Genomic DNA, 18,590 nt, shown 5'->3' on the forward strand with positions numbered 1-18,590 from the left:
TTCACACTACCGAGCGCGGCGGCAGGTGGAACGAGCGAAACCTGTGGACTCGATGAGAATCTGCTCACCGGCCCACCGCGATCACGCGCCCTTCTTGGCCCGCGACCGCTCCACCCGCTCGCCCCGCTTCGAGGCCGAGGCGGCCGTCCTGCCTCGGGGCTCCGGTGCGGACGCCGCCGGCAGCTTGCGGGACGGCTGCTTGGCCTCCTTGCCGGCGAGCACCGGGCCGAGGAACTGGCCGGTGTAGCTCTCCGGCACGGCCGCGACGTCCTCGGGCGTGCCCTGGGCGACCAGGGTGCCGCCGCCGGAGCCACCCTCGGGGCCCATGTCGACCAGCCAGTCGGCCGTCTTGATGACGTCGAGGTTGTGCTCGATGACCAGCACCGTGTTGCCCTGGTCGACGAGCCGGCCGAGCACGCCCAGCAGCTTGCGGATGTCCTCGAAGTGCAGCCCGGTCGTCGGCTCGTCGAGGACGTAGAGCGTGCGTCCGGTCGAGCGGCGCTGCAGCTCGGTCGCGAGCTTGACCCGCTGGGCCTCGCCGCCCGAGAGCGTCGTCGCCGGCTGGCCGAGCCGGACGTAGCCGAGGCCGACCTCCACCAGGGTGGTGAGGTAGCGGGAGATGACCGGGACGGCGGCGAAGAAGTCGACCGCCTCCTCGATCGGCATGTCGAGGACCTCGGCGATGGTCTTGCCCTTGTAGTGCACCTCGAGCGTCTCTCGGTTGTAGCGCGCCCCGTGGCAGACCTCGCACGGCACGTAGACGTCGGGCAGGAAGTTCATCTCGATCTTGATCGTGCCGTCGCCCTGGCACGCCTCGCAGCGGCCACCCTTCACGTTGAAGGAGAACCGGCCCTGGAGGTAGCCGCGCATCTTCGCCTCGGGGGTGTCCGCGAACAGCTTGCGGACCCGGTCGAAGACGCCGGTGTAGGTGGCCGGGTTGGACCGCGGCGTGCGCCCGATCGGGGACTGGTCGACGTGGATGACCTTGTCGACGTGCTCCAGCCCGGTGATCCGGGTGTGCCGGCCCGGGATGGTGCGCGCGTTGTAGAGCTGCTTGGCCAAGGAGGTGTAGAGGATGTCGTTGACCAGCGTCGACTTTCCCGAGCCCGAGACGCCGGTGACGGCGACGAACAGGCCGAGCGGGAAGGTCACGTCGATGTTGCGCAGGTTGTTCTCGCGGGCACCGACCACCGTCAGCTCCCGGCCCGTCGTGCGCGGGCGGCGTACGGCGGGGACCGCGATCTCGCGGCGTCCGGAGAGGTACTGGCCGGTGATCGAGTCGGGGTGGTCGAGCAGCTCGGCGACCGTGCCGCTGTGCACGATCTGGCCGCCGTGCTCGCCCGCTCCCGGGCCGACGTCGACGGCCCAGTCGGCGACCTTGATGGTCTCCTCGTCGTGCTCGACGACGATCAGCGTGTTGCCGAGCTCCTTGAGCCGGACGAGGGTCTCGATGAGCTTCTGGTTGTCGCGCTGGTGCAGGCCGATCGACGGCTCGTCGAGGACGTAGAGGACACCGACCAGGCCGGCACCGATCTGGGTGGCGAGCCGGATCCGCTGCGCCTCACCACCGGACAGCGACCCGGAGGCCCGGTCGAGCGAGAGGTAGTCGAGCCCGACGTCGAGCAGGAACTGCAGGCGCTGCTGGATCTCGCGGAGCACCACCTCGGCGATCTGCCGCTCCCGGGGTGACAGCTCCAGGGTGGCGAGGAAGGCCGAGGACTGGTCGAGGGAAAGCGCGCACACCTCGGCGATGCTCTTGCCGCCGAGGGTGACGGCCATCGACACCGGCTTGAGCCGGCTGCCGCCGCAGGTGGGACACGGCACCTCGCGCATGAAGCCCTCGAAGCGGTCCCGGCTGGTGTCGGACTCGGCCTCGCGGTGCCGGCGCTCGATGTAGGACCGGACGCCCTCGAACTCGGCGTAGTAGGCCCGCTCGCGGCCGTAGCGGTTGCGAGTGACGACGTGCACCTTCGTCGGATGGCCCTCGATGACCGCCTTGCGGGCCTTCGGCGACAACGCCGACCAGGAGGTGTTGAGGTCGAAGCCGAGCTCGTCGCCCAGCGCGGCCATCAGCCGCAGGAAGTAGTCGGCGACGGTCGCGTGGCTCCACGGCTGGATCGCGCCCTCGCCCAGCGTGGCCTCCGTGTCGGGGACGACCAGCTCGGGGTCGACCTCCATCCGGGTGCCGAGACCGTGGCAGGCCGGGCACGCCCCGAACGGCGAGTTGAACGAGAACGAGCGGGGCTCGAGGTCGTCGGTGTCGATCGGGTGGTCGTTGGGACAGGCCATCTTCTCGCTGAACTTCAGCTCGCGGCCCGGGTCGGACTCGTCCAGGTCGACGAAGTCGAAGAGCACCAGTCCGCCGGCCAGTCGGAGGGCGGTCTCCACCGAGTCGGTCAGCCGGCGCTTCGAGGTCTCCTTGACCGCCAGCCGGTCGACGACGACCTCGATCGTGTGCTTCTTCTGCTTGTCGAGCTTGGGTGGGTCGTCGAGCCCGTGGGTCTCGCCGTTGACCCGGGCGCGCGAGAAGCCCTGGGTCTGGAGCTGGCGGAACAGGTCGACGTACTCCCCCTTGCGGCCGCGGATGACCGGAGCGAGCACCTGGAAGCGGCGCCCCTCCTCGAGTCCGAGGATCCGGTCGACGATCTGCTGAGGCGTCTGCCGCTCGATCGGCGAGTGGCACACCGGGCAGTGCGGCCGGCCGGCCCGCGCGTAGAGCAGCCGGAGGTAGTCGTAGACCTCGGTGATGGTGCCGACCGTCGATCGGGGGTTCTTCGAGGTCGACTTCTGGTCGATCGAGACCGCGGGCGAGAGGCCCTCGATGAAGTCGACGTCGGGCTTGTCCATCTGGCCCAGGAACTGCCGGGCGTACGCCGACAGCGACTCGACGTAGCGCCTCTGGCCCTCGGCGAAGATCGTGTCGAAGGCCAGCGAGGACTTGCCCGAGCCGGACAGACCGGTGAACACGATGAGCGAGTCGCGCGGGAGGTCGAGCGAGACGTCCTTGAGATTGTGCTCCCGGGCGCCCCGGATGATCAGCTGGTCGGCCACGAAACGGGTCCTCACTCGTTCGAACAGGTGTTCGTCATCCTACGTGGTGCGCCAAGTCGCCACACCGACCTGTGCACGATCTCACGGGCCACCGACAAGCCGGCCGGGTGCTGGCAACCGGCGGCCGGACGGGTCAGGATGACGGGGTGCCGGTACCCCTACCCAATCCTCGCGCCCTGCAGCTTCTGGCTCCGGCCTCACATCGGCTGGTCCGTACGGTCGACGCCCTCGCCGACGACGACTGGTCCGAGCCAACCGAACTCCCCGGCTGGAGCCGCGCCCACGTCGTCGCCCACCTCGCCCTGAACGCCGAGGGACTCGCGGGCGCCCTCCGCGGCCTCGCGGCGGGCGAGCAGGTCCCGATGTACCGCTCACCCGCCGCTCGGGACGACGACATCGCCGAGCTCGCGGCCGCCCCCGTCGAGGCACGACGCGACCGACTCCTCGGCGCGGTGACGGCCTTCGCCGACACGGTCGGTGCGGTCCCGGTCGAGGCGTGGGACACCCGGGTCGAGCGGACGCCGGGCGGCCCCTCCTTCCTCGCCGCCGACGTGCCCGGGATGCGCTTGCGGGAGGTCGAGATCCACCACGCCGACCTCGCGGCGTCGTACTCCTGGGCCGACTGGGGTCCCGACTTCTCGAGCCTCCTGATCGACTACCTCGCGACCGGCCGCGACCTGTCGACCGGGTTCGTGGCGGTCGCCTCCGACCTTGACCGGACCTGGACGATCGGGGACGGTGGGCCGGCGGTGACCGGCCCGGCCGCCGCCCTGGGCTGGTGGCTCACCGGCCGGGGCGACGGTGCAGGATTGACGAGCGAGGGCGGCAGTCTGCCCCGGATTGGAGCATGGTGACCTACACCGGAGAGGTGACGCCCGGCGGCGCACCCGACACCCGCGAGCTGGCGGCCCTGACGATCACCAAGGTGGCCGTCGACGAGCAGATGTCGAACAACTGCTACCTCCTGCGCTGCCGCAGCACCGGCGAGCAGCTCCTGGTCGACGCCGCTGCGGAGCCGGACATCCTGCTCCCCCTCCTCGGCGCGGGGGTCCTGACGACAGTCGTGACCACCCACCAGCACTGGGACCACCACCGGGCACTGGCCGACGTGGTGAAGGCCACCGGCGCCGAGGTGGTCGCGGGCGAGCCCGATGCCGACGCCATCACCTCCCAGACCGGCGTGCCGGTGACCCGCCGCGTCCACCAGGGCGACACGGTCGCCGTCGGCGACACCACCCTCGAGGTGATCGCGATCGCCGGCCACACCCCCGGCTCGATCGCGCTGCTGTACGACGACCCGCAGGGTCACCCGCACCTGTTCACCGGCGACTCGTTGTTCCCCGGCGGCGTCGGCAACACGTTCGGCGACGAGGCGGCCTTCGTCCAGCTCATCGACGAGGTCGAGACCAAGGTCTTCCAGCGACTGCCCGACGAGACCTGGTTCTACCCCGGCCACGGCGACGACTCGACGATCGGGACCGAGCGGCCGTCCCTCGGCGAGTGGCGCACCCGAGGCTGGTGACGGGGACGCGCAACCGGACCCGAACGATCACGGCCCCCGACAGCAGCGCTGTCGGGGGCCGTGGTCGCCCGAGGAGGTCGTGGGGGGATCAGGCGGCGAGCGGTCCGCCGGACTCCGACCGCGGGTCCTCGGGCCAGCCGGAGAGGTCGGTCAGGTCGGTCAGGCCGGTGCCGAACTGGTCGTACGGCCAGGAGCCGGGCTCGAAGATCTCGGGCATCCGCGAGGTGCCCGGACCGGCCTCGGCGGTGTCGGCGGGCTCGGACGTGCGCACCGGCGTCCCGGCGACGCGGACGTTCGCGGCGCGGAGGTTCGTCGGTCGACCGGCGGGCAGCCCGTTGATCGCGGCGAACACCTCGAGCTCGGCGAGGTCGGGGAGGGTGCCGTTGCCGAGGTGCAACAGCAGCTCCTCGTGGCTCAGCTCGGCGGCGATGACCAGGGCCAGGGTGTCCACGTCGTAGCGCTGGATCCAGCTGAGCATCGTCCACGGCTTGACGCCGAGCGCCTCGGCCCGGTCGAGGATCAGGTCGACGTCGGGGCGGGCGAGCTCGCGGGAGAGCAGCCGGCTGATGTCACCGACGTTCACCTGCTCGGGGTGTCGGGCGACGTAGCGCAGCCGACGGTCGCGCTCCCGTCCGCGAGGCTCGGACGCACCGGCGAGACCGGACAGGAGCGGCACTGCGAGGACGGCAGCAGCGACCAGCAGACACAGGACGAACATCACCCCTCCTTCCAAAGCACGGCGGCCAGGTCGGCGGGTGCCGCACTGTGGGGGGAGCCGTCCGAGCCTCGATGGGCAGGTTCATGCGCCACTCAACGGGACGGGAAACCCCGGAGTCAGTAAAACGGTCTGTTTTTCTTTTGTGGACTAGACCGCCACGTCCCGTGGGCGTGTTGTTACCGTCCTGTGGATTTTCGAGATCGTAGGCGTCGGCGTCAGTTGTAGGTGACCCTGACGACGTCCGTGACGGCAACGGCCTGGCATCCCAGCCGGATGCCGTCGGCGAGGTCGTCCTCGTCGAGGACGTCGTTGTGCAGCATCTTGACCTCGCCCTCGAGGATCCGGATCGCGCAGGCCGAGCACTCCCCCTCGCGACAGGAGTACGGCGCCTTGACCCCCTTGGACTCCAGGTGGTCGAGCAGCTTGGTGCCGGGCGCCCAGTCGTCGTAGGCGTACTGCTGGCCGTCGAGCTCGACCTCGAGCCGCACCGGCCCCTGAGGCTGGTCGACACCGGAGGTGTCCTCGACGTCCCGCTCGGCGTCCTCGATCTCGTGCTCGGCGACCTCCCGGTCGTGCAGGTCGCCGAAGGGGTTGCCGCCGAGGGAGACGAACTTCTCCTGGTGCCGTCGCTCGCGCGGGAACTCCAGCTCCTTCAGCGCGGCGACCGTCAGCTTCATGAACGGCGCCGGCCCGCACACGAAGGCGTCGTACGACGGGTAGGCGCTCGCGAACGCCTTGACCTGCTCCTGGCTGGGCAGCCCCTGGACCGACTCCAGCCAGTGCACCACCAGCAGCCGGTCCGGGTGCTCGGCCGCGAGCCGGGCCAGCTCACCGGCGAAGATCACCGACGACTCGTCGCGGTTGGCGTAGAACAACACGATCCGGCCGGTGCCCTGCTGCAGGGCGGTCCGGGTGATCGAGATGACCGGCGTGATGCCGGACCCGCCCGCGAAAAGCAGCAGGTCGGCGCTGAGCGAGGCGGGGCTGAAGATGCCGCTGGGCGGCAGCACCCGCAGCGTGTCGCCCTCGCGGACGTGGTCGCAGATCCAGTTCGAGGCGTAGCCCTCGGCGGTGCGCTTGACCGTGATCGTGAGCGGGCCGCCGCCGACCGGGCTGCTGGACAGCGAGTAGCAGCGCGCGGCCACGCCGGTCTGGTCGCTCGGCACCGCCACGGTCAGGAACTGGCCGGGCCGGTAGCCGAAGTGCTCGGCGTCGGCGGACGGGACCTCGAAGGTGATCGAGTGCGCGTCGGGGGTCTCCTCGACGACGTCGATGACCTTCAGCTCGAAGGACTGGGTGTCCATGGGGGTCAGTAACCGTCCTCGGCTCCGATGTGGATCTGCCCGTCGCGTGCGGCAGCCTCGATGCTGGCCAGCATCCGCGGGCAGGCGGGATGTACGTCGCGGCCACCGACGCGCCGGGTGAGGTCGGGGCAGTGCGCCCGCGCCTCGGCGTTCCACTGGACCGACGTGTGGTGCTCGCTGTTCTTCTTGACCCGGACCCGGGCCAGGCAGTCCAGGCAGGCGACCTCGGTCAGCCGCGCCTGGGTGTAGAGCCGCTGGTCCTCGAGGGTGCCGGCGTCGGTGGGGACGAAGGAGGCCACCTCACGTCCCGGTCATGATCTGCGGGTTCTCGGCGTTCTCGCTCGACGCGGCGTCCGACTCGGCCTTCTTGCGGAGGTTCTCGGCGACCTCGTCCTGCCAGAACTCGTTGGCCTTGGTGGTGTCGACCTCGAACTCGAAGCGGTCGACCATCTCCGGGGCGATGTCCGCGGCGTCGACGTAGAACTGCTCGTACCAGCGCCGCAGCTGGTAGACCGGCCCGTCCTCCTCGCACAGCAGGGGGTTCTGGACCGGCACCTTGTTCTTCCAGATGTGCACGTCCTGGAGGAAGCCGCTGCCGAACATGTCGGCGTATTTCTTGGCGATGTAGTCGACGGTCTTCTCGTCGAGCCCCTCGGGCTTCTTGACGACGATGCCGTACTGCAGCCGGAAGGAGTCCGGCCCGGTGGGGACGTGGCAGTTGACCAGCACGACCTCGGTCGAGAAGCCGTTGTAGTCGGTGTCGAGCCAGTTGATCATGTACGACGGCCCGTAGTAGGTCGCCTCGGACTCCAGGAACATCTCGGCGTCGCCGTACCCGCCGTGCTTGTCTGGGCGGCCCTTGGACTCCATGAACTGGGTCGCGACGTGGCCCTCGAAGACGTTGCGGAAGCTCGTCGGGAACGCGAAGTGCACGTAGTAGAAGTGCGCCATGTCCACGACGTTGTCGATCAGCTCGCGGCAGTTCGAGCCCTCGATCTCCTCCGAGACCCAGACCCAGTCGGTGTACGCGCCCTCGGCGAGCCCCGGCAGCTCGGGCGGCAGCAGGTCGAAGTCGGCCGCCGAGCCCTCGACGTCGTGCCAGATCAGCACCTGGTCGTTGCGGATCGCCACGGGGTACTTCTGGGTGCGGGCGCGCAGCGGGACACGGCGGGCGTAGGGGATCTGCTGGCACTTGCCGTCGCCGCCCCAGCGCCAGTCGTGGAACGGGCAGGCGACCTCGTCGCCCTTGACCTCGCCCTGGGTCAGGTCACCGCCCATGTGCCGGCAGTAGCCGTCGAGGACCTGGATCTCCCCCTGGGTGTCGGCCCAGACGACCAGCTTGCCGCCGAACGCCTCGATGCCGTGCGGCTTGCCGTCGCGGAAGGTCTCGGCCAGACCGAGGCAGTGCCAGCCGCGCGCGAAGCGGGCGGGCGCGGTGCCCCGGTCGAGGAACCTGGTGTCGCTCATGCGTGCCTCCTGTGGCCGGCCCGGTCGGGCGCTGGTGCCTGTGGACCAAAACAAGAACAGGTTATAGTTTTTGCGGCGGCGGTGCCAGCGCACCCCGCTATCCACGCGCAGCCATCCTCTCGCGGCGCCCCTAACAGGGAGACCCCATGCATCTGGCTCTCGACCCCGAGCACCTCGCCCTGCGCGAGGAGCTCCACGACTACTTCACCGCCCTGGTGACCCCCGAGATCCGGGCCGGGCTGGCGTCCGCGACCGGCGAGTTCGGCGAGGCGGGCGTCTACAAGCAGGTGATTCGACAGCTCGGCACCGACGGCTGGCTGGGCATCGGCTGGCCCACGGAGTACGGCGGCCAGAACCGCTCGATGGTCGAGCAGCTGATCTTCACCGACGTCGCCGCCGACCACGGCGTGCCGATCCCCTACCTGACGCTCAACACGGTCGGGCCGACGATCATGCGTTACGGCACGGACGAGCAGAAGGAGTACTTCCTCCCGAAGATCCTCGCCGGCGACCTACACTTCTCGATCGGCTACTCCGAGCCCGGCTCGGGCACCGACCTGGCCTCGCTGAAGACCAAGGCGGTCCGCGAGGGCGACGAGTTCGTCATCAACGGGCAGAAGATGTGGACCTCGCTCATCCAGTACGCCGACTGGCTCTGGCTGGCGTGCCGCACCGATCCGGACCTGCCCCGCCACAAGGGGCTGTCGATGATCCTGGTGCCGGCCGACGCCCCCGGCTTCTCCTACACCCCGGTCCACACGGTGGCCGGGGTCGGCACCAGTGCGACGTACTACGAGGACGTCCGGGTGCCGGTCACCAACCTGGTCGGCGACCTCAACGGGGGCTGGTCGCTGATGACCAACCAGCTCAACCACGAGCGGGTCGCGCTGACCTCGTCGGCGCCGCTCACCCAGTCGCTGAAGCTGGTCCGGGCCTGGGCCCAGGAGACCAAGAACCCCGACGGCCAGCGGGTGTTCGACTCCGAGTGGGTCCAGATCGCCCTCGGCCGCGCGCACGCCCGGGTCGAGATGCTGACCCAGCTGAACTGGAAGCTCGCCTCGGACGCCGACCACGGCGTCGACCTCTCCCCCGCCGAGGCGTCGGCCACCAAGATCTACGGCTCCGAGCTGGCCACCGAGGTCTACCGCTCCCTGATGGAGGTCGTCGGCCCGAACGCCGGCCTCACCGGCGCCTCCGAGGGGGCGCTGCTGAACGGGCGTCTGGAGCGGATGTACCGCTCCTCGCTGGTCATGACGTTCGGCGGCGGCACCAACGAGATCCAGCGCGACATCATCGGCTACGTGGGCCTGGGCCTGCCGGCAGCGAAGAGGTAGGTCTCGATACACCGCTCCTTCGTCGCGGCACTCGACCACCGATATCGACCTACGGACTCCCGAGGACAGAACATGGACTTCTCCTTCACCCCCGAGCAGGACGAGGCCGCCGAGCTGGCGGCACGGATCCTCGGCGACCGGGCCACCAACGTGCGGATGCGCGAGGTCGAGCAGGCCGGCAGCCGCTTCGACCGCGACCTGTGGGCCGAGCTGGGCTCCGCGGGCCTCCTGGGCCTCGCCCTCCCCGAGGAGTACGACGGCGCCGGGCTCGGGATCATCGAGCTGTGCCGGGTGCTGGTCGAGGTCGGCCGCACGGTCGCTCCGGTCCCGCTCGCGGCGCACGGGCCGGCCGCCCGGGTGCTCGCCGAGCACGGCAGCGACGCCCAGCGGGGCCGGTGGCTGCCCGGCGCGGCCTCCGGGGCGGTCGTGCTGACCGCGGCCGTGTCGGAGGAGCGGGCCTTCGCCCCGGTCCGGCCGACGACGACGGCGGTGGCCGACGGGGCGTCGTACCGCCTGACGGGGAGCAAGGCGATCGTGCCCGCCGGGGGGTACGCCGACCTCTTCCTGGTCCCGGCCGAGACCCCGACCGGCGTCGGGGTCTTCCTGGTCACGCCCGGCGACGCCGGCGTCACCGTGGTGCCGCAGACGTTCTCCGACGGCGAGGCCGTCGCCCGCCTCGACCTCGACGGCGCGGAGCTCGGACCGGAGCGGCTGCTCGGGCCCGCCGACGGCAGCGTCGACCACCGACTGCGCAACCTGCTGGTGCTGGCGGCCTCGGCCGAGCAGCTCGGGCTCACCGAGGGCGCACTGTCGCTGACGGCGGCGTACGCCAAGACCCGCGAGCAGTTCGGGCGGCCGATCGCGACCTTCCAGGCGGTCAGCCAGCGGCTGGCCGACGGCTACATCGACACCCTCGGCCAGCGGCTGATGCTCTGGCGTGCGGCCTGGCGCCTGGACCAGGAGCTCCCCGCCGACACCGACGTCGCGATGGCCAAGCTGTGGGCCGCCGACGCCGGCCACCGGCTGGCGCACACCGCCGTGCACGTCCATGGCGGCGTCGGCATCGACCTGGACGGTCCGGTGCACCGCTACTTCACCGGCGCCAAGCGCTTCGAGTTCCTGTACGGCGGCGCCACGGAGCAGGCGCTGCTGGTCGGTCGGACCCTGGCGGCCGAGCCCGCCTGAGCGCCGACGCCACCCACCGGGACACCCTTGACCCGATGTGAGCGCCGTCATATTTTGACGCGCGTCAAGTTTTGCGCGAGAAAAGGGACACCGTGGCAGAGACAGTGCAGCAGCAGCTCCGGGAGTGGCTCGAGGACGACGGCCCCGCGGTGCGGTACGACGACCGGACCTGGTCGTGGCGCGAGCACCTGACGGAGGCCTCCGCGGAGGCCTCCGCGCTGATCGCCACCGTGGACCGGGACCGACCCGTGCACGTCGGGGCGCTGCTCGGTAACACCCCCGCGATGCTGCGCGCGATGGCTGCGGCCGCCCTGGGCGGTTACGTCCTGGTCGGCGTCAACGACACCCGCCGCGGACCCGCACTGGCGGCCGACGTCCACCGGGCGGAGTGCCAGGTGCTGCTCGTCGACGCCGAGCACCGGCCGCTGCTGGACGGGCTCGACCTGGCCGGCGTGCAGGTGGTCGAGGTCGACACGCCGTCGTACGACGCCCTCGTGGCCGGCGCGGGTCCCCTGGTCCCGCACCGCGAGGTCGAGGCGATGGACACCTTCATGATGATCTTCACCTCCGGCACCAGCGGCGAGCCGAAGGCCGTGCAGGTGGCGCACCTGATGGTGCTGTTCGCGGGGCTGACCCTGGTCGGCAAGTACTCCATCACCCGCGACGACGTGTGCTACCTGTCGATGCCGCTGTTCCACTCCAACGCCGTGCTGGCGGGGTGGACCGTGTCGGTGTGCAGCGGCGCGGCGATGGCGCCGGCGAGGTTCTCCGCCTCGCACTTCCTCGACGACATCCGCCGCTACGACGCGACCTACATGAACTACGTCGGCAAGCCGCTCGCCTACGTCCTCGCCACGCCCGAGCAGCCCGACGACGCCGACAACCCGTTGCGCGTGGCGTTCGGCAACGAGGCGAGCGACCGCGACATCGAGGAGTTCGGCCGGCGCTTCGGCTGCACCGTCTGGGACGGTTTCGGCTCGACCGAGAGCGCCGTCATCGTCACCCGCGAGGAGGGGACGCCGCCCGGATCGATCGGCCAGCCGTTCGAGGGGGTCGCGGTCTACAACTCCGAGACGGTGCAGGAGTGCCCGCGGGCCGTCTTCGACGAGCACGGGGCGCTGCTGAACGCCGACGAGGCCGTCGGCGAGCTGGTGAACACCCAGGGCGCCGGCTACTTCCAGGGCTACTACAACGACGCATCCGCCAACGCGGAGCGGATGCGGCACGGCATGTACTGGTCCGGCGACCTCGCCTACCGCGACGCCGACGGCTGGGTCTACCTCGCCGGCCGCACCTCGGACTGGATGCGGGTCGACGGCGAGAATCTCGCCGCCGCCCCGATCGAGCGGATCCTGATGCGCCTGGACGTGGTCAGCCGGGTCGCGGTGTACGCCGTCCCCGACGAGCGCGTCGGCGATCAGGTGATGGCCGCGCTGGTGCTCCGCGACGGAGTCACCCTCTCGCCCGACGACCTCGAGGCGTTCCTCGCCGCCCAGCCCGACCTGTCCCCCAAGGCCTGGCCGCGCTACGTCCGGATCGCCGACGACCTGCCCAGCACCGCCACCAACAAGGTGATCAAGCGGGAGCTGGCCGCCCAGGGTCCGATCGCCGGCGACGGCGTCCTCTGGGTCCGCGAGGCCCGCGGGACGTCGTACGTGGTCGGCGGGCAGCCGGCGACCGTCTGACGGGCGCGACGAGGGCCGGCGGACGACAGGGGCCGGCGGGGCGTCGTACGAACTGGGCGCGCTCGGCCGGGATGAGTTTCATCGGTTAGCCGACGAACCTCATGCTGGGACGACAAAGCTTCATCGTCCAGGCATGGGCTTCATCGGTTGACCGATGAAACTCCCCCACGCGAGGTTCATCGGCCAACCGACGAAACGTGCCGACGCGCGAGCCTCAGAGCTTGTTCAGACGCGCGACCGAGTCCTCGAACCCGGAGACCAGCTCGGCCATCACCTCGGCGACCGGCTTGACGTCGTTCATCCGGCCCACGATCTGCCCGATCGGCATCGAGATGACGTCGGGGTCGTTGGCGGCGGTGATCCGGTTGTGCGCCTCGGCGACCAGCAGGTTCTGCAGCGGCATCGGCAGGGGCTCGGGTGCGCCCTCCTCGGCCCAGGCCTCGACCCACTTCGTCTTCAGCAGCCGGGCCGGCTTGCCGGTGTAGATCCGGGTGCGGACGGTGTCGGAGGAGGTGGCACGCGTGAACGCGGTCTCCCAGGCGGAGTGGTTGGCGGAGAGGTTGCGGTACTCCTCGGTGCCGAGCCAGATCGAGCCGGTCCACACGCCCTGTGCACCGAGCGCCAGCGACGCGGCGACCTGGCGGCCGGAGCCGATGCCGCCGGCACCGAGCACGGGTACGTCGGGGCCGACCGCGTCGACGATGTCGGGCTGCAGCACCATCGAGGCGACCTCGCCGGTGTGGCCGCCGGCCTCATAGCCCTGCGCGACGATGATGTCGACGCCGTTGCGGACGTGGGCGAGCGCGTGCTTGGCGGCTCCCGCGAGAGCGGCGACCTTGACGCCGTGCGCGTGGCACTTCTCGATGACGTCGACCGGCGGCGAGCCGAGCGCGTTGGCGATCAGCACCGGCCGGTGCTGGAGCGCCACGTCGAGGTGGCTGCGGGCCACCGAGTGCAGCCAACCGAGCACGCCCTCGCGGCCCTCACCCTCGGGCAGCGGCGGTACGCCGAGCTTGAGCAGCGTCTGGTCGACGAACCTCTTGTGCTCCTCCGGGATCATCGCGCCCAGGTCGAGCGAGGTGCCCTCGGTCGGGACCTTCATCGGCATCACGATGTCGACGCCGTACGGCTTGCCGTCGGTGTTCTCGTCGAGCCAGCTCAGCGTCTTCTCGAGCTCGGCGGTGTCGTTGAACCGCACGCAACCGAGCACGCCCAGCCCGCCGGCCCGCGACACCGCCGCGGCGACGTGCTCGGACGGCGTGAAGGCGAAGATCGGGTACTCGATCCCGAACTCGTCGCAGATAGGGGTTCTCATCAGGACGTCACTCCAGCGTTCTGGGCCCCAAGGGCCAGTTCCTTGGCGCGGGGATACTGCGCCTTTCCGGTCGCGTTGCGCGGCACCTCGTCGACGAGCGTGAGCGCGCGGGGCAGCTTGTAGCCGGACAGGTGGGCGCGCAGGAAGTCGCGCAGGTCCTCCAGCTCGAGCGTCTCACCCTCGCGCAGCTCGATGACCGCGGCCACGGCCTGGCCGTACGTCGCGTCGGGGACGCCGACCACCAGCACGTCGTAGACGGCGGGGTGGCGCTTGATCGCCATCTCCACCTCTTCGGGGTAGACCTTCTCGCCGCCGGTGTTCACGCAGTTGGAGCCGCGGCCGAGCAGGGTCACCCGGTTGCCCTCCTCGATCCGGGCGTTGTCGCCGGGCACGGAGTAGCGCTCCCCGTCGATCACCAGGAAGGTCTTCGCGGACTTCTCCGGGTCCTTGTAGTAGCCGACCGGCACCGAGCCGCCACGCCCCAGCCGGCCGACCTTGCCGACGTTGGTCGCCAGGTCGAGGATCCGGTTGTCGTCGTCGACGACGACGCTGCTGGGACCGAGCCCGACCACGGGTCCGTCGCTGCTGATCTGCCCCTTGTCCTGCATGCCCATGCCCTGGAAACCGGTCTCCGAGGCGCCGACCGAGTCGGTGAACACGGCGTTCGGGAACGCCTTGATCCAGCGCTCCTTGACCGGCGGACTGAAGATCGCGGCACTGCTGGAGATCGCGAACAGGCTCGAGCCGTCGTACGGCGTGCCGGTGGCGGCCTGACGCTCGAACTCCTCGATCAGCGGTCGGGCCATCGCGTCGCCGGTCATGAAGATCAGCTGGACCTTCTCCCGGTCGATGACCTCCCAGGTCCGCTTGGCGTCGAACTTCGGCTCCATGATCGTCAGGTGGCCCGCGAACAGGTGCATCAGCAGCCCGGCCTGGGCGCCGCCGTGCATGAGCGGGCTGAGCGGGAAGGTGACCATCCGGCCGTCCAGCTTGGCCTGCTCGGACTGGTCGTACTCCGAGAGCAGGTCGCCGGTGTAGAAGTCGATGCCGCCGCCGAGGGTGCGCCAGAAGTCCTCGTGGCGCCACATCACGCCCTTGGGGAAGCCGGTCGTGCCTCCGGTGTAGATGATGTGCACGTCGTCGGCACTGCGCTCCCCGAAGTCGCGGGCCTCGCTCTGGCCGGCCAGCGCGTCCTCCCACAGGACGCCGTCGTACGACGAGACGTCGGATTCGTCGTCGGTGTCGATCGCGTCGGGCATCACGACGACCGTCTGCAGCTTGTCGTGCTGGGGGTAGCAGGAGGCGACGAGCGAGGCGTACGGGCGCTCGTGCAGCAGCGCGACCATGTCGGAATTGTCGAAGAGGTAGTTGAGCTCGCCCTCGACGTAGCGGTAGTTGACGTTGATGCCGACGGCGCGGACCTTCAGCACCGCGAGCAGGGCGACGACGTGCTCGACGCTGTTCTTCGCGTAGATGCCGACGTGGTCCCCGGGTTGCACCCCCCGGCCCTGGAGGAAGTGAGCCAGCCGGTTCGAGTCCCGCTCGAGGTCGGCGAACGTGACGACCCGCTCTCCCACCTGCACAGCGGGCCTGTCGGGGGCTGCATCGACGGCGTGTTCGAAGAGGTCAGCGATGTTGAGAGCCACGGCGCGAGACTAGAACACGTTCTTGTTTTTGGCTAGCATCCTCCGACATGACCGAAGCGCACTGCCTGGTGGAGCAGGACGGGCACAAGCTCGTCGTCACCATGAACCGTCCCGAGTCCCGCAACGCCCTCTCCGGGGAGATGCTCGCGATCATGGAGGAGGCCTGGGACCGGGTCAACACCGACGACGAGATCCGGGTCTGCATCCTGACCGGCGCGGGCGGCTACTTCTGCGCCGGCGCCGACCTGAAGTCGATGTCGAAGCGACCTCCGTCGGAGAGCTTCGAGTCGGGCGAGTACGACCCGTCGATCATCAAGGCGCTGCTCAAGGGCTTCCGGCTGACCAAGCCGCTGATCGCCGCGGTCGAGGGTCCCGCGATCGCCGGCGGCACCGAGATCCTGCAGGGCACCGACATCCGGGTCGCCGGCGAGTCGGCGAAGTTCGGCATCTCCGAGGCCCGGTGGTCGCTCTACCCGATGGGCGGCTCGGCTGTCCGGCTGGTGCGCCAGATCCCGTACACGATCGCCGCCGAGCTGCTGCTGACCGGCCGCCACATCAAGGCGCCGGAGGCCAAGGAGATCGGACTGATCGGGCACGTCGTACCCGACGGTCAGGCCCTGGCGAAGGCACACGAGATCGCCGATGCCATCGCCGCGAACGGTCCGCTCGCCGTCCAGGCCATCCTGAAGACCATGCGCGACTCCGAGGGCGTCCACGAGGACGAGGCCTGGCAGGCCGACGCCAAGGTGGGCGCCGCGGTCTTCGCGTCGAACGACGCCAAGGAGGGCCCGCGGGCGTTCTCCGAGAAGCGGGCGCCGAGCTTCACCGGCACCTGAGACATCCGGGGGCGCGCCCGGGACGTCAGGCGTCCCGGGTCGGGACGAGCGCGGCCAGGACGCCGCCGGCGGCGGCATCGCGGCGCAGCAGCTCGCGCGACGTGGTCCCGTCGTCGGCGATCGCGGCGTCGGCGACCAGGACGGCGGTGTGGCCGAGCTCGACCGCGCGCTCCAACCACGCCGGATCGAGTCCCGCGAGCGGCATCAGGCTGGCGCCGACCTGGTCACCGATCACGACCAGCAGCTCGGCACTGCCGGGGCCGGTGCGGGTGAGCGAGCACCCGTTGGCCGCCCGGAGGTCGAGCTGGTCCGTCTCCGCGACCGGACGGAAGCCGCGCCGGGCGAAGAGCGCCTTCATCGCGTCGTGGGCGCCTGGTCCACGCACCACCGAGACCGCGGGCAGCTGCACGACGAGGAGGTCGGGATCGGCGTGCGTCGCCCACTGGTAGTCGTCGGTCACGCGCCCCACCCTCTCAGCAGCACCTAGGGTTCGGACGTGACCCTGCCCCTTGTCTTCTTCCTCGTCGTGGCCGCCGTCGGCATCGTGGGCTACGTCGCCGAGCAGCGGCGGCGAGCGGCGATCGTCGCGCATGCGACCGACCGGGAGTGGACCTACCTCGACGAGGACCCGTCCCTGGTCCACCGCTACCCGGGTCCCCCCTTCGACCAGGGGCACGACCCCGAGGTGACCAACGTCGTCCGGGGCCGGTACGACGGCCGCGAGCTGCTGGCCTTCGACCACACCTACGAGACCTCGACCGGGTCCGGGAGCGACCGCACGACCAGCCGCCACGAGCACTCCGTGGTGGCCGTGCCGCTCGGTGCGACCTTCCCCTCGCTGTCGGTGGCCCCGGAGGGTTTCCTCAGTCGGATCTTCAGCGGCTTCTTCGGCGCCGACCTGGTGACCGGCGACCCCGTCTTCGACGACGCGTTCCGGGTCGGCGCGGGCGACCCGTCGTACGCCGCGACCGTGCTGACGCCGGAGGTGCGGGCGGCGCTGCTCCGGCGCCCCGACCTGACCTGGCGGATCGAGGGCGAGAGCCTGCTCGCGATCCGCACCGGCCATCACGGCGCCGAGGAGATCGAGCCGACCCTGCAGGCGCTCCAGGCGGTGATCCTCGCTATCCCCGACGCCGCCTGGGCCCAGGTCCGCGGCGATGTCTAGGAGTCGGGCGCCACGCTCTGCCCGATGCCGAGCACCAGCCAGTCCAGCGTCTCCTCGAAGCGCTCCGGTTGGTCCCACTCCCCCGGCGCGCGGAGGTCGAGCAGGGTGGAGCTGATCGTCCAGTGGCCGACGTTGCCCGCGACCTCGATCGCGGTCCGGGTGCGGAAGCCGTGTCCGACCAGGACCGCCACCAGCCGCATCACGTAGGCCACGGTGGCGTCCCGGTCCTCCAGGGTCATCAGGGTGCCGAGGTAGGGCCGGGCCAGCAGCGCGGAGTGCAGGGTCCCCGACCAGCTCTTGATGCTGGACTGCCAGTCCGGAGCGGGACGGAACTCCAGGTCCATCCCGGCGAACGCGTGCGCGACGATGCCGCGCACCATCGCGTCCCGGTTGCCGACGAGCTGGTAGAGCGTCTTGGTCGAGCAGGAGAGCCGAGCGGTGAGGCGGCGGGCGTTGAGCCCCGGCACGCCCTCCTCGTCGAGGATGGCCAGGGCCTCGTCGTAGATCTGCTCGGCAGTGAGGGACGGTCGGGACATCGACGGTCCGGGCCGGCTCAGACCTTGGTCGGGATGGCGGTGACGGTGCCGCCGTCCATCACGAACTCCGACCCGGTCGCGAACGACGACTCGTCGCTGGCCAGGAAGACCACGAACGACGCGACCTCCTCGGGCTGCCCCGGACGGCCGAGCGGGATCGGGATCAGGTCCACGGGCATCGCGTCGGTGGCCGGGGTGCTGATCCGCCCGGGGTGCAGCGAGTTGACCCGGATGCCGTGCGGCGCGAGCTCGAGGGCGACGGACTTGGTCAGGCCGCGCAGGCCCCACTTGGAGGCGACGTACCCGTGCGCCCACGGAGTGCCGCGCAGGCCCTCGATCGAGGAGGTATTGATGATCGAGCCGCCCCCGGCGGCGATCATCGCGTCGGCGGCGGCCCGGATGCCGAGGAACGCCCCGGTCAGGTTGACGTCGAGCATCTGCTGCCACTGCTCGGCCTGGTAGCGCTGGAGCTTGCCGCCGTTGAAGATGCCCGCGTTGTTGAAGAGCACGTCGAGCCGGCCGAACTCGGCCAGCGTGAGCTCGACCGCCCGGCGCCAGTCCTCGTCCTGGGTCACGTCGAGGTGGACGTAGCGCGCCACACCCTGCCCGAACTCCTGGCACAGCTCCTCGGCCAGCGCCGCGCCCTCGTCGTCGAGCAGGTCACCGATGACGACCCGGGCACCCTCGGCGACCAGCATCCGCGCGCTGGCGCCGCCGATGTTGCGAGCGCCCCCGCTGATCAGCGCGACCTTTCCCTCCACACGTCCCATGCTCGGACGATAACATCGTTTTCCGTCAGGTAGAACAGGTTCCAGTTCAGGAGGCT

General features: G+C 70.5%; 17 protein-coding genes. 7 read left to right on the forward strand and 10 right to left on the reverse strand.

The features are described from left to right. Positions 1-81: 81 nt before the first annotated feature. Complete coding sequence (gene uvrA / locus MUB56_RS17730) at positions 82-3,051, reverse strand: excinuclease ABC subunit UvrA (protein ID WP_244928333.1); 2,970 nt, start codon at positions 3,049-3,051, stop codon at positions 82-84. Between the two features lie 146 nt (positions 3,052-3,197). Between uvrA and MUB56_RS17735 the strand changes: the two genes are divergently transcribed. Both MUB56_RS17735 and MUB56_RS17740 read left to right on the forward strand, forming a co-directional pair. Beyond that, entirely contained in the window at positions 3,198-3,905 is a 708-nt protein-coding gene (locus tag MUB56_RS17735) for a maleylpyruvate isomerase family mycothiol-dependent enzyme (RefSeq protein ID WP_244928334.1), read from the forward strand. Beyond that, the gene (locus MUB56_RS17740; protein ID WP_244928335.1) at positions 3,899-4,573 is read left to right on the forward strand and encodes an MBL fold metallo-hydrolase; all 675 of its coding nucleotides are present in this window, start codon (positions 3,899-3,901) and stop codon (positions 4,571-4,573) included. Before MUB56_RS17735 ends, MUB56_RS17740 begins: the two co-directional genes overlap by 7 nt. An 88-nt stretch (positions 4,574-4,661) precedes the next feature. Here the strand turns inward: MUB56_RS17740 and MUB56_RS17745 are convergent, their stop codons facing one another. The 4 genes from MUB56_RS17745 to MUB56_RS17760 form a co-directional block, all read right to left on the reverse strand. Further along, positions 4,662-5,291: a hypothetical protein gene (locus MUB56_RS17745; protein ID WP_244928336.1), complete on the reverse strand. Its 630-nt coding sequence runs from the start codon at positions 5,289-5,291 to the stop codon at positions 4,662-4,664. A 215-nt stretch (positions 5,292-5,506) separates the two neighbouring features. Then, entirely contained in the window at positions 5,507-6,595 is a 1,089-nt protein-coding gene (locus MUB56_RS17750; RefSeq protein ID WP_244928337.1) for a ferredoxin--NADP reductase, read from the reverse strand. A gap of 5 nt (positions 6,596-6,600) precedes the next feature. Continuing rightward, entirely contained in the window at positions 6,601-6,894 is a 294-nt protein-coding gene (locus MUB56_RS17755; RefSeq protein WP_244928338.1) for a hypothetical protein, read from the reverse strand. Between the two features lies 1 nt (position 6,895). Then, positions 6,896-8,062: a Rieske 2Fe-2S domain-containing protein gene (locus MUB56_RS17760; RefSeq protein ID WP_244928339.1), complete on the reverse strand. Its 1,167-nt coding sequence runs from the start codon at positions 8,060-8,062 to the stop codon at positions 6,896-6,898. 146 nt (positions 8,063-8,208) lie between these two features. On the opposite strand from MUB56_RS17760, the gene MUB56_RS17765 reads away from it, so the two are divergent. The 3 genes from MUB56_RS17765 to fadD1 all read left to right on the forward strand — a co-directional run bounded on the left by MUB56_RS17765 (position 8,209) and on the right by fadD1 (position 12,266). Further along, positions 8,209-9,396: an acyl-CoA dehydrogenase family protein gene (locus MUB56_RS17765; RefSeq protein WP_244928340.1), complete on the forward strand. Its 1,188-nt coding sequence runs from the start codon at positions 8,209-8,211 to the stop codon at positions 9,394-9,396. Positions 9,397-9,468: 72 nt separating this feature from the next. After that, a complete protein-coding gene (locus tag MUB56_RS17770) occupies positions 9,469-10,581 on the forward strand; it encodes an acyl-CoA dehydrogenase family protein (RefSeq protein ID WP_244928341.1) in 1,113 nt (370 codons plus the stop codon). 92 nt (positions 10,582-10,673) lie between these two features. After that, positions 10,674-12,266, forward strand: coding sequence for a fatty-acid--CoA ligase FadD1 (fadD1, locus tag MUB56_RS17775; RefSeq protein ID WP_244928342.1), 1,593 nt, complete (start codon positions 10,674-10,676; stop codon positions 12,264-12,266). Positions 12,267-12,480: 214 nt separating this feature from the next. Here the strand turns inward: fadD1 and MUB56_RS17780 are convergent, their stop codons facing one another. Both MUB56_RS17780 and MUB56_RS17785 read right to left on the reverse strand, forming a co-directional pair. Further along, positions 12,481-13,581 carry a nitronate monooxygenase family protein gene (locus tag MUB56_RS17780; protein ID WP_244928343.1) on the reverse strand — a complete coding sequence of 367 codons (1,101 nt, stop codon included), beginning with the start codon at positions 13,579-13,581 and terminating at the stop codon, positions 12,481-12,483. After that, the gene (locus tag MUB56_RS17785; protein ID WP_244928344.1) at positions 13,581-15,227 is read right to left on the reverse strand and encodes an acyl-CoA synthetase; all 1,647 of its coding nucleotides are present in this window, start codon (positions 15,225-15,227) and stop codon (positions 13,581-13,583) included. Before MUB56_RS17785 ends, MUB56_RS17780 begins: the two co-directional genes overlap by 1 nt. A gap of 47 nt (positions 15,228-15,274) precedes the next feature. Here MUB56_RS17785 and MUB56_RS17790 point away from each other — a divergent pair, with 47 nt between their 5' ends. Next, positions 15,275-16,063 carry a crotonase/enoyl-CoA hydratase family protein gene (locus MUB56_RS17790; protein ID WP_244928345.1) on the forward strand — a complete coding sequence of 263 codons (789 nt, stop codon included), beginning with the start codon at positions 15,275-15,277 and terminating at the stop codon, positions 16,061-16,063. 25 nt (positions 16,064-16,088) lie between these two features. Here the strand turns inward: MUB56_RS17790 and MUB56_RS17795 are convergent, their stop codons facing one another. Continuing rightward, positions 16,089-16,523, reverse strand: coding sequence for a hypothetical protein (locus tag MUB56_RS17795; protein ID WP_244928346.1), 435 nt, complete (start codon positions 16,521-16,523; stop codon positions 16,089-16,091). Positions 16,524-16,559: 36 nt separating this feature from the next. On the opposite strand from MUB56_RS17795, the gene MUB56_RS17800 reads away from it, so the two are divergent. Continuing rightward, a complete protein-coding gene (locus tag MUB56_RS17800; protein WP_244928347.1) occupies positions 16,560-17,228 on the forward strand; it encodes a hypothetical protein in 669 nt (222 codons plus the stop codon). On the opposite strand, the gene MUB56_RS17805 is transcribed toward MUB56_RS17800, so the two are convergent. Continuing rightward, positions 17,225-17,764: a hypothetical protein gene (locus MUB56_RS17805; RefSeq protein WP_244928348.1), complete on the reverse strand. Its 540-nt coding sequence runs from the start codon at positions 17,762-17,764 to the stop codon at positions 17,225-17,227. The two genes, MUB56_RS17800 and MUB56_RS17805, sit on opposite strands and share 4 nt — an antisense overlap. A 17-nt stretch (positions 17,765-17,781) precedes the next feature. Continuing rightward, complete coding sequence (locus MUB56_RS17810; RefSeq protein ID WP_244928349.1) at positions 17,782-18,534, reverse strand: SDR family oxidoreductase; 753 nt, start codon at positions 18,532-18,534, stop codon at positions 17,782-17,784. Positions 18,535-18,590 lie beyond the last annotated feature (56 nt).

This window comes from Nocardioides sp. W7 (assembly GCF_022919075.1).
Taxonomy (GTDB): Bacteria; Actinomycetota; Actinomycetes; order Propionibacteriales; family Nocardioidaceae; genus Nocardioides.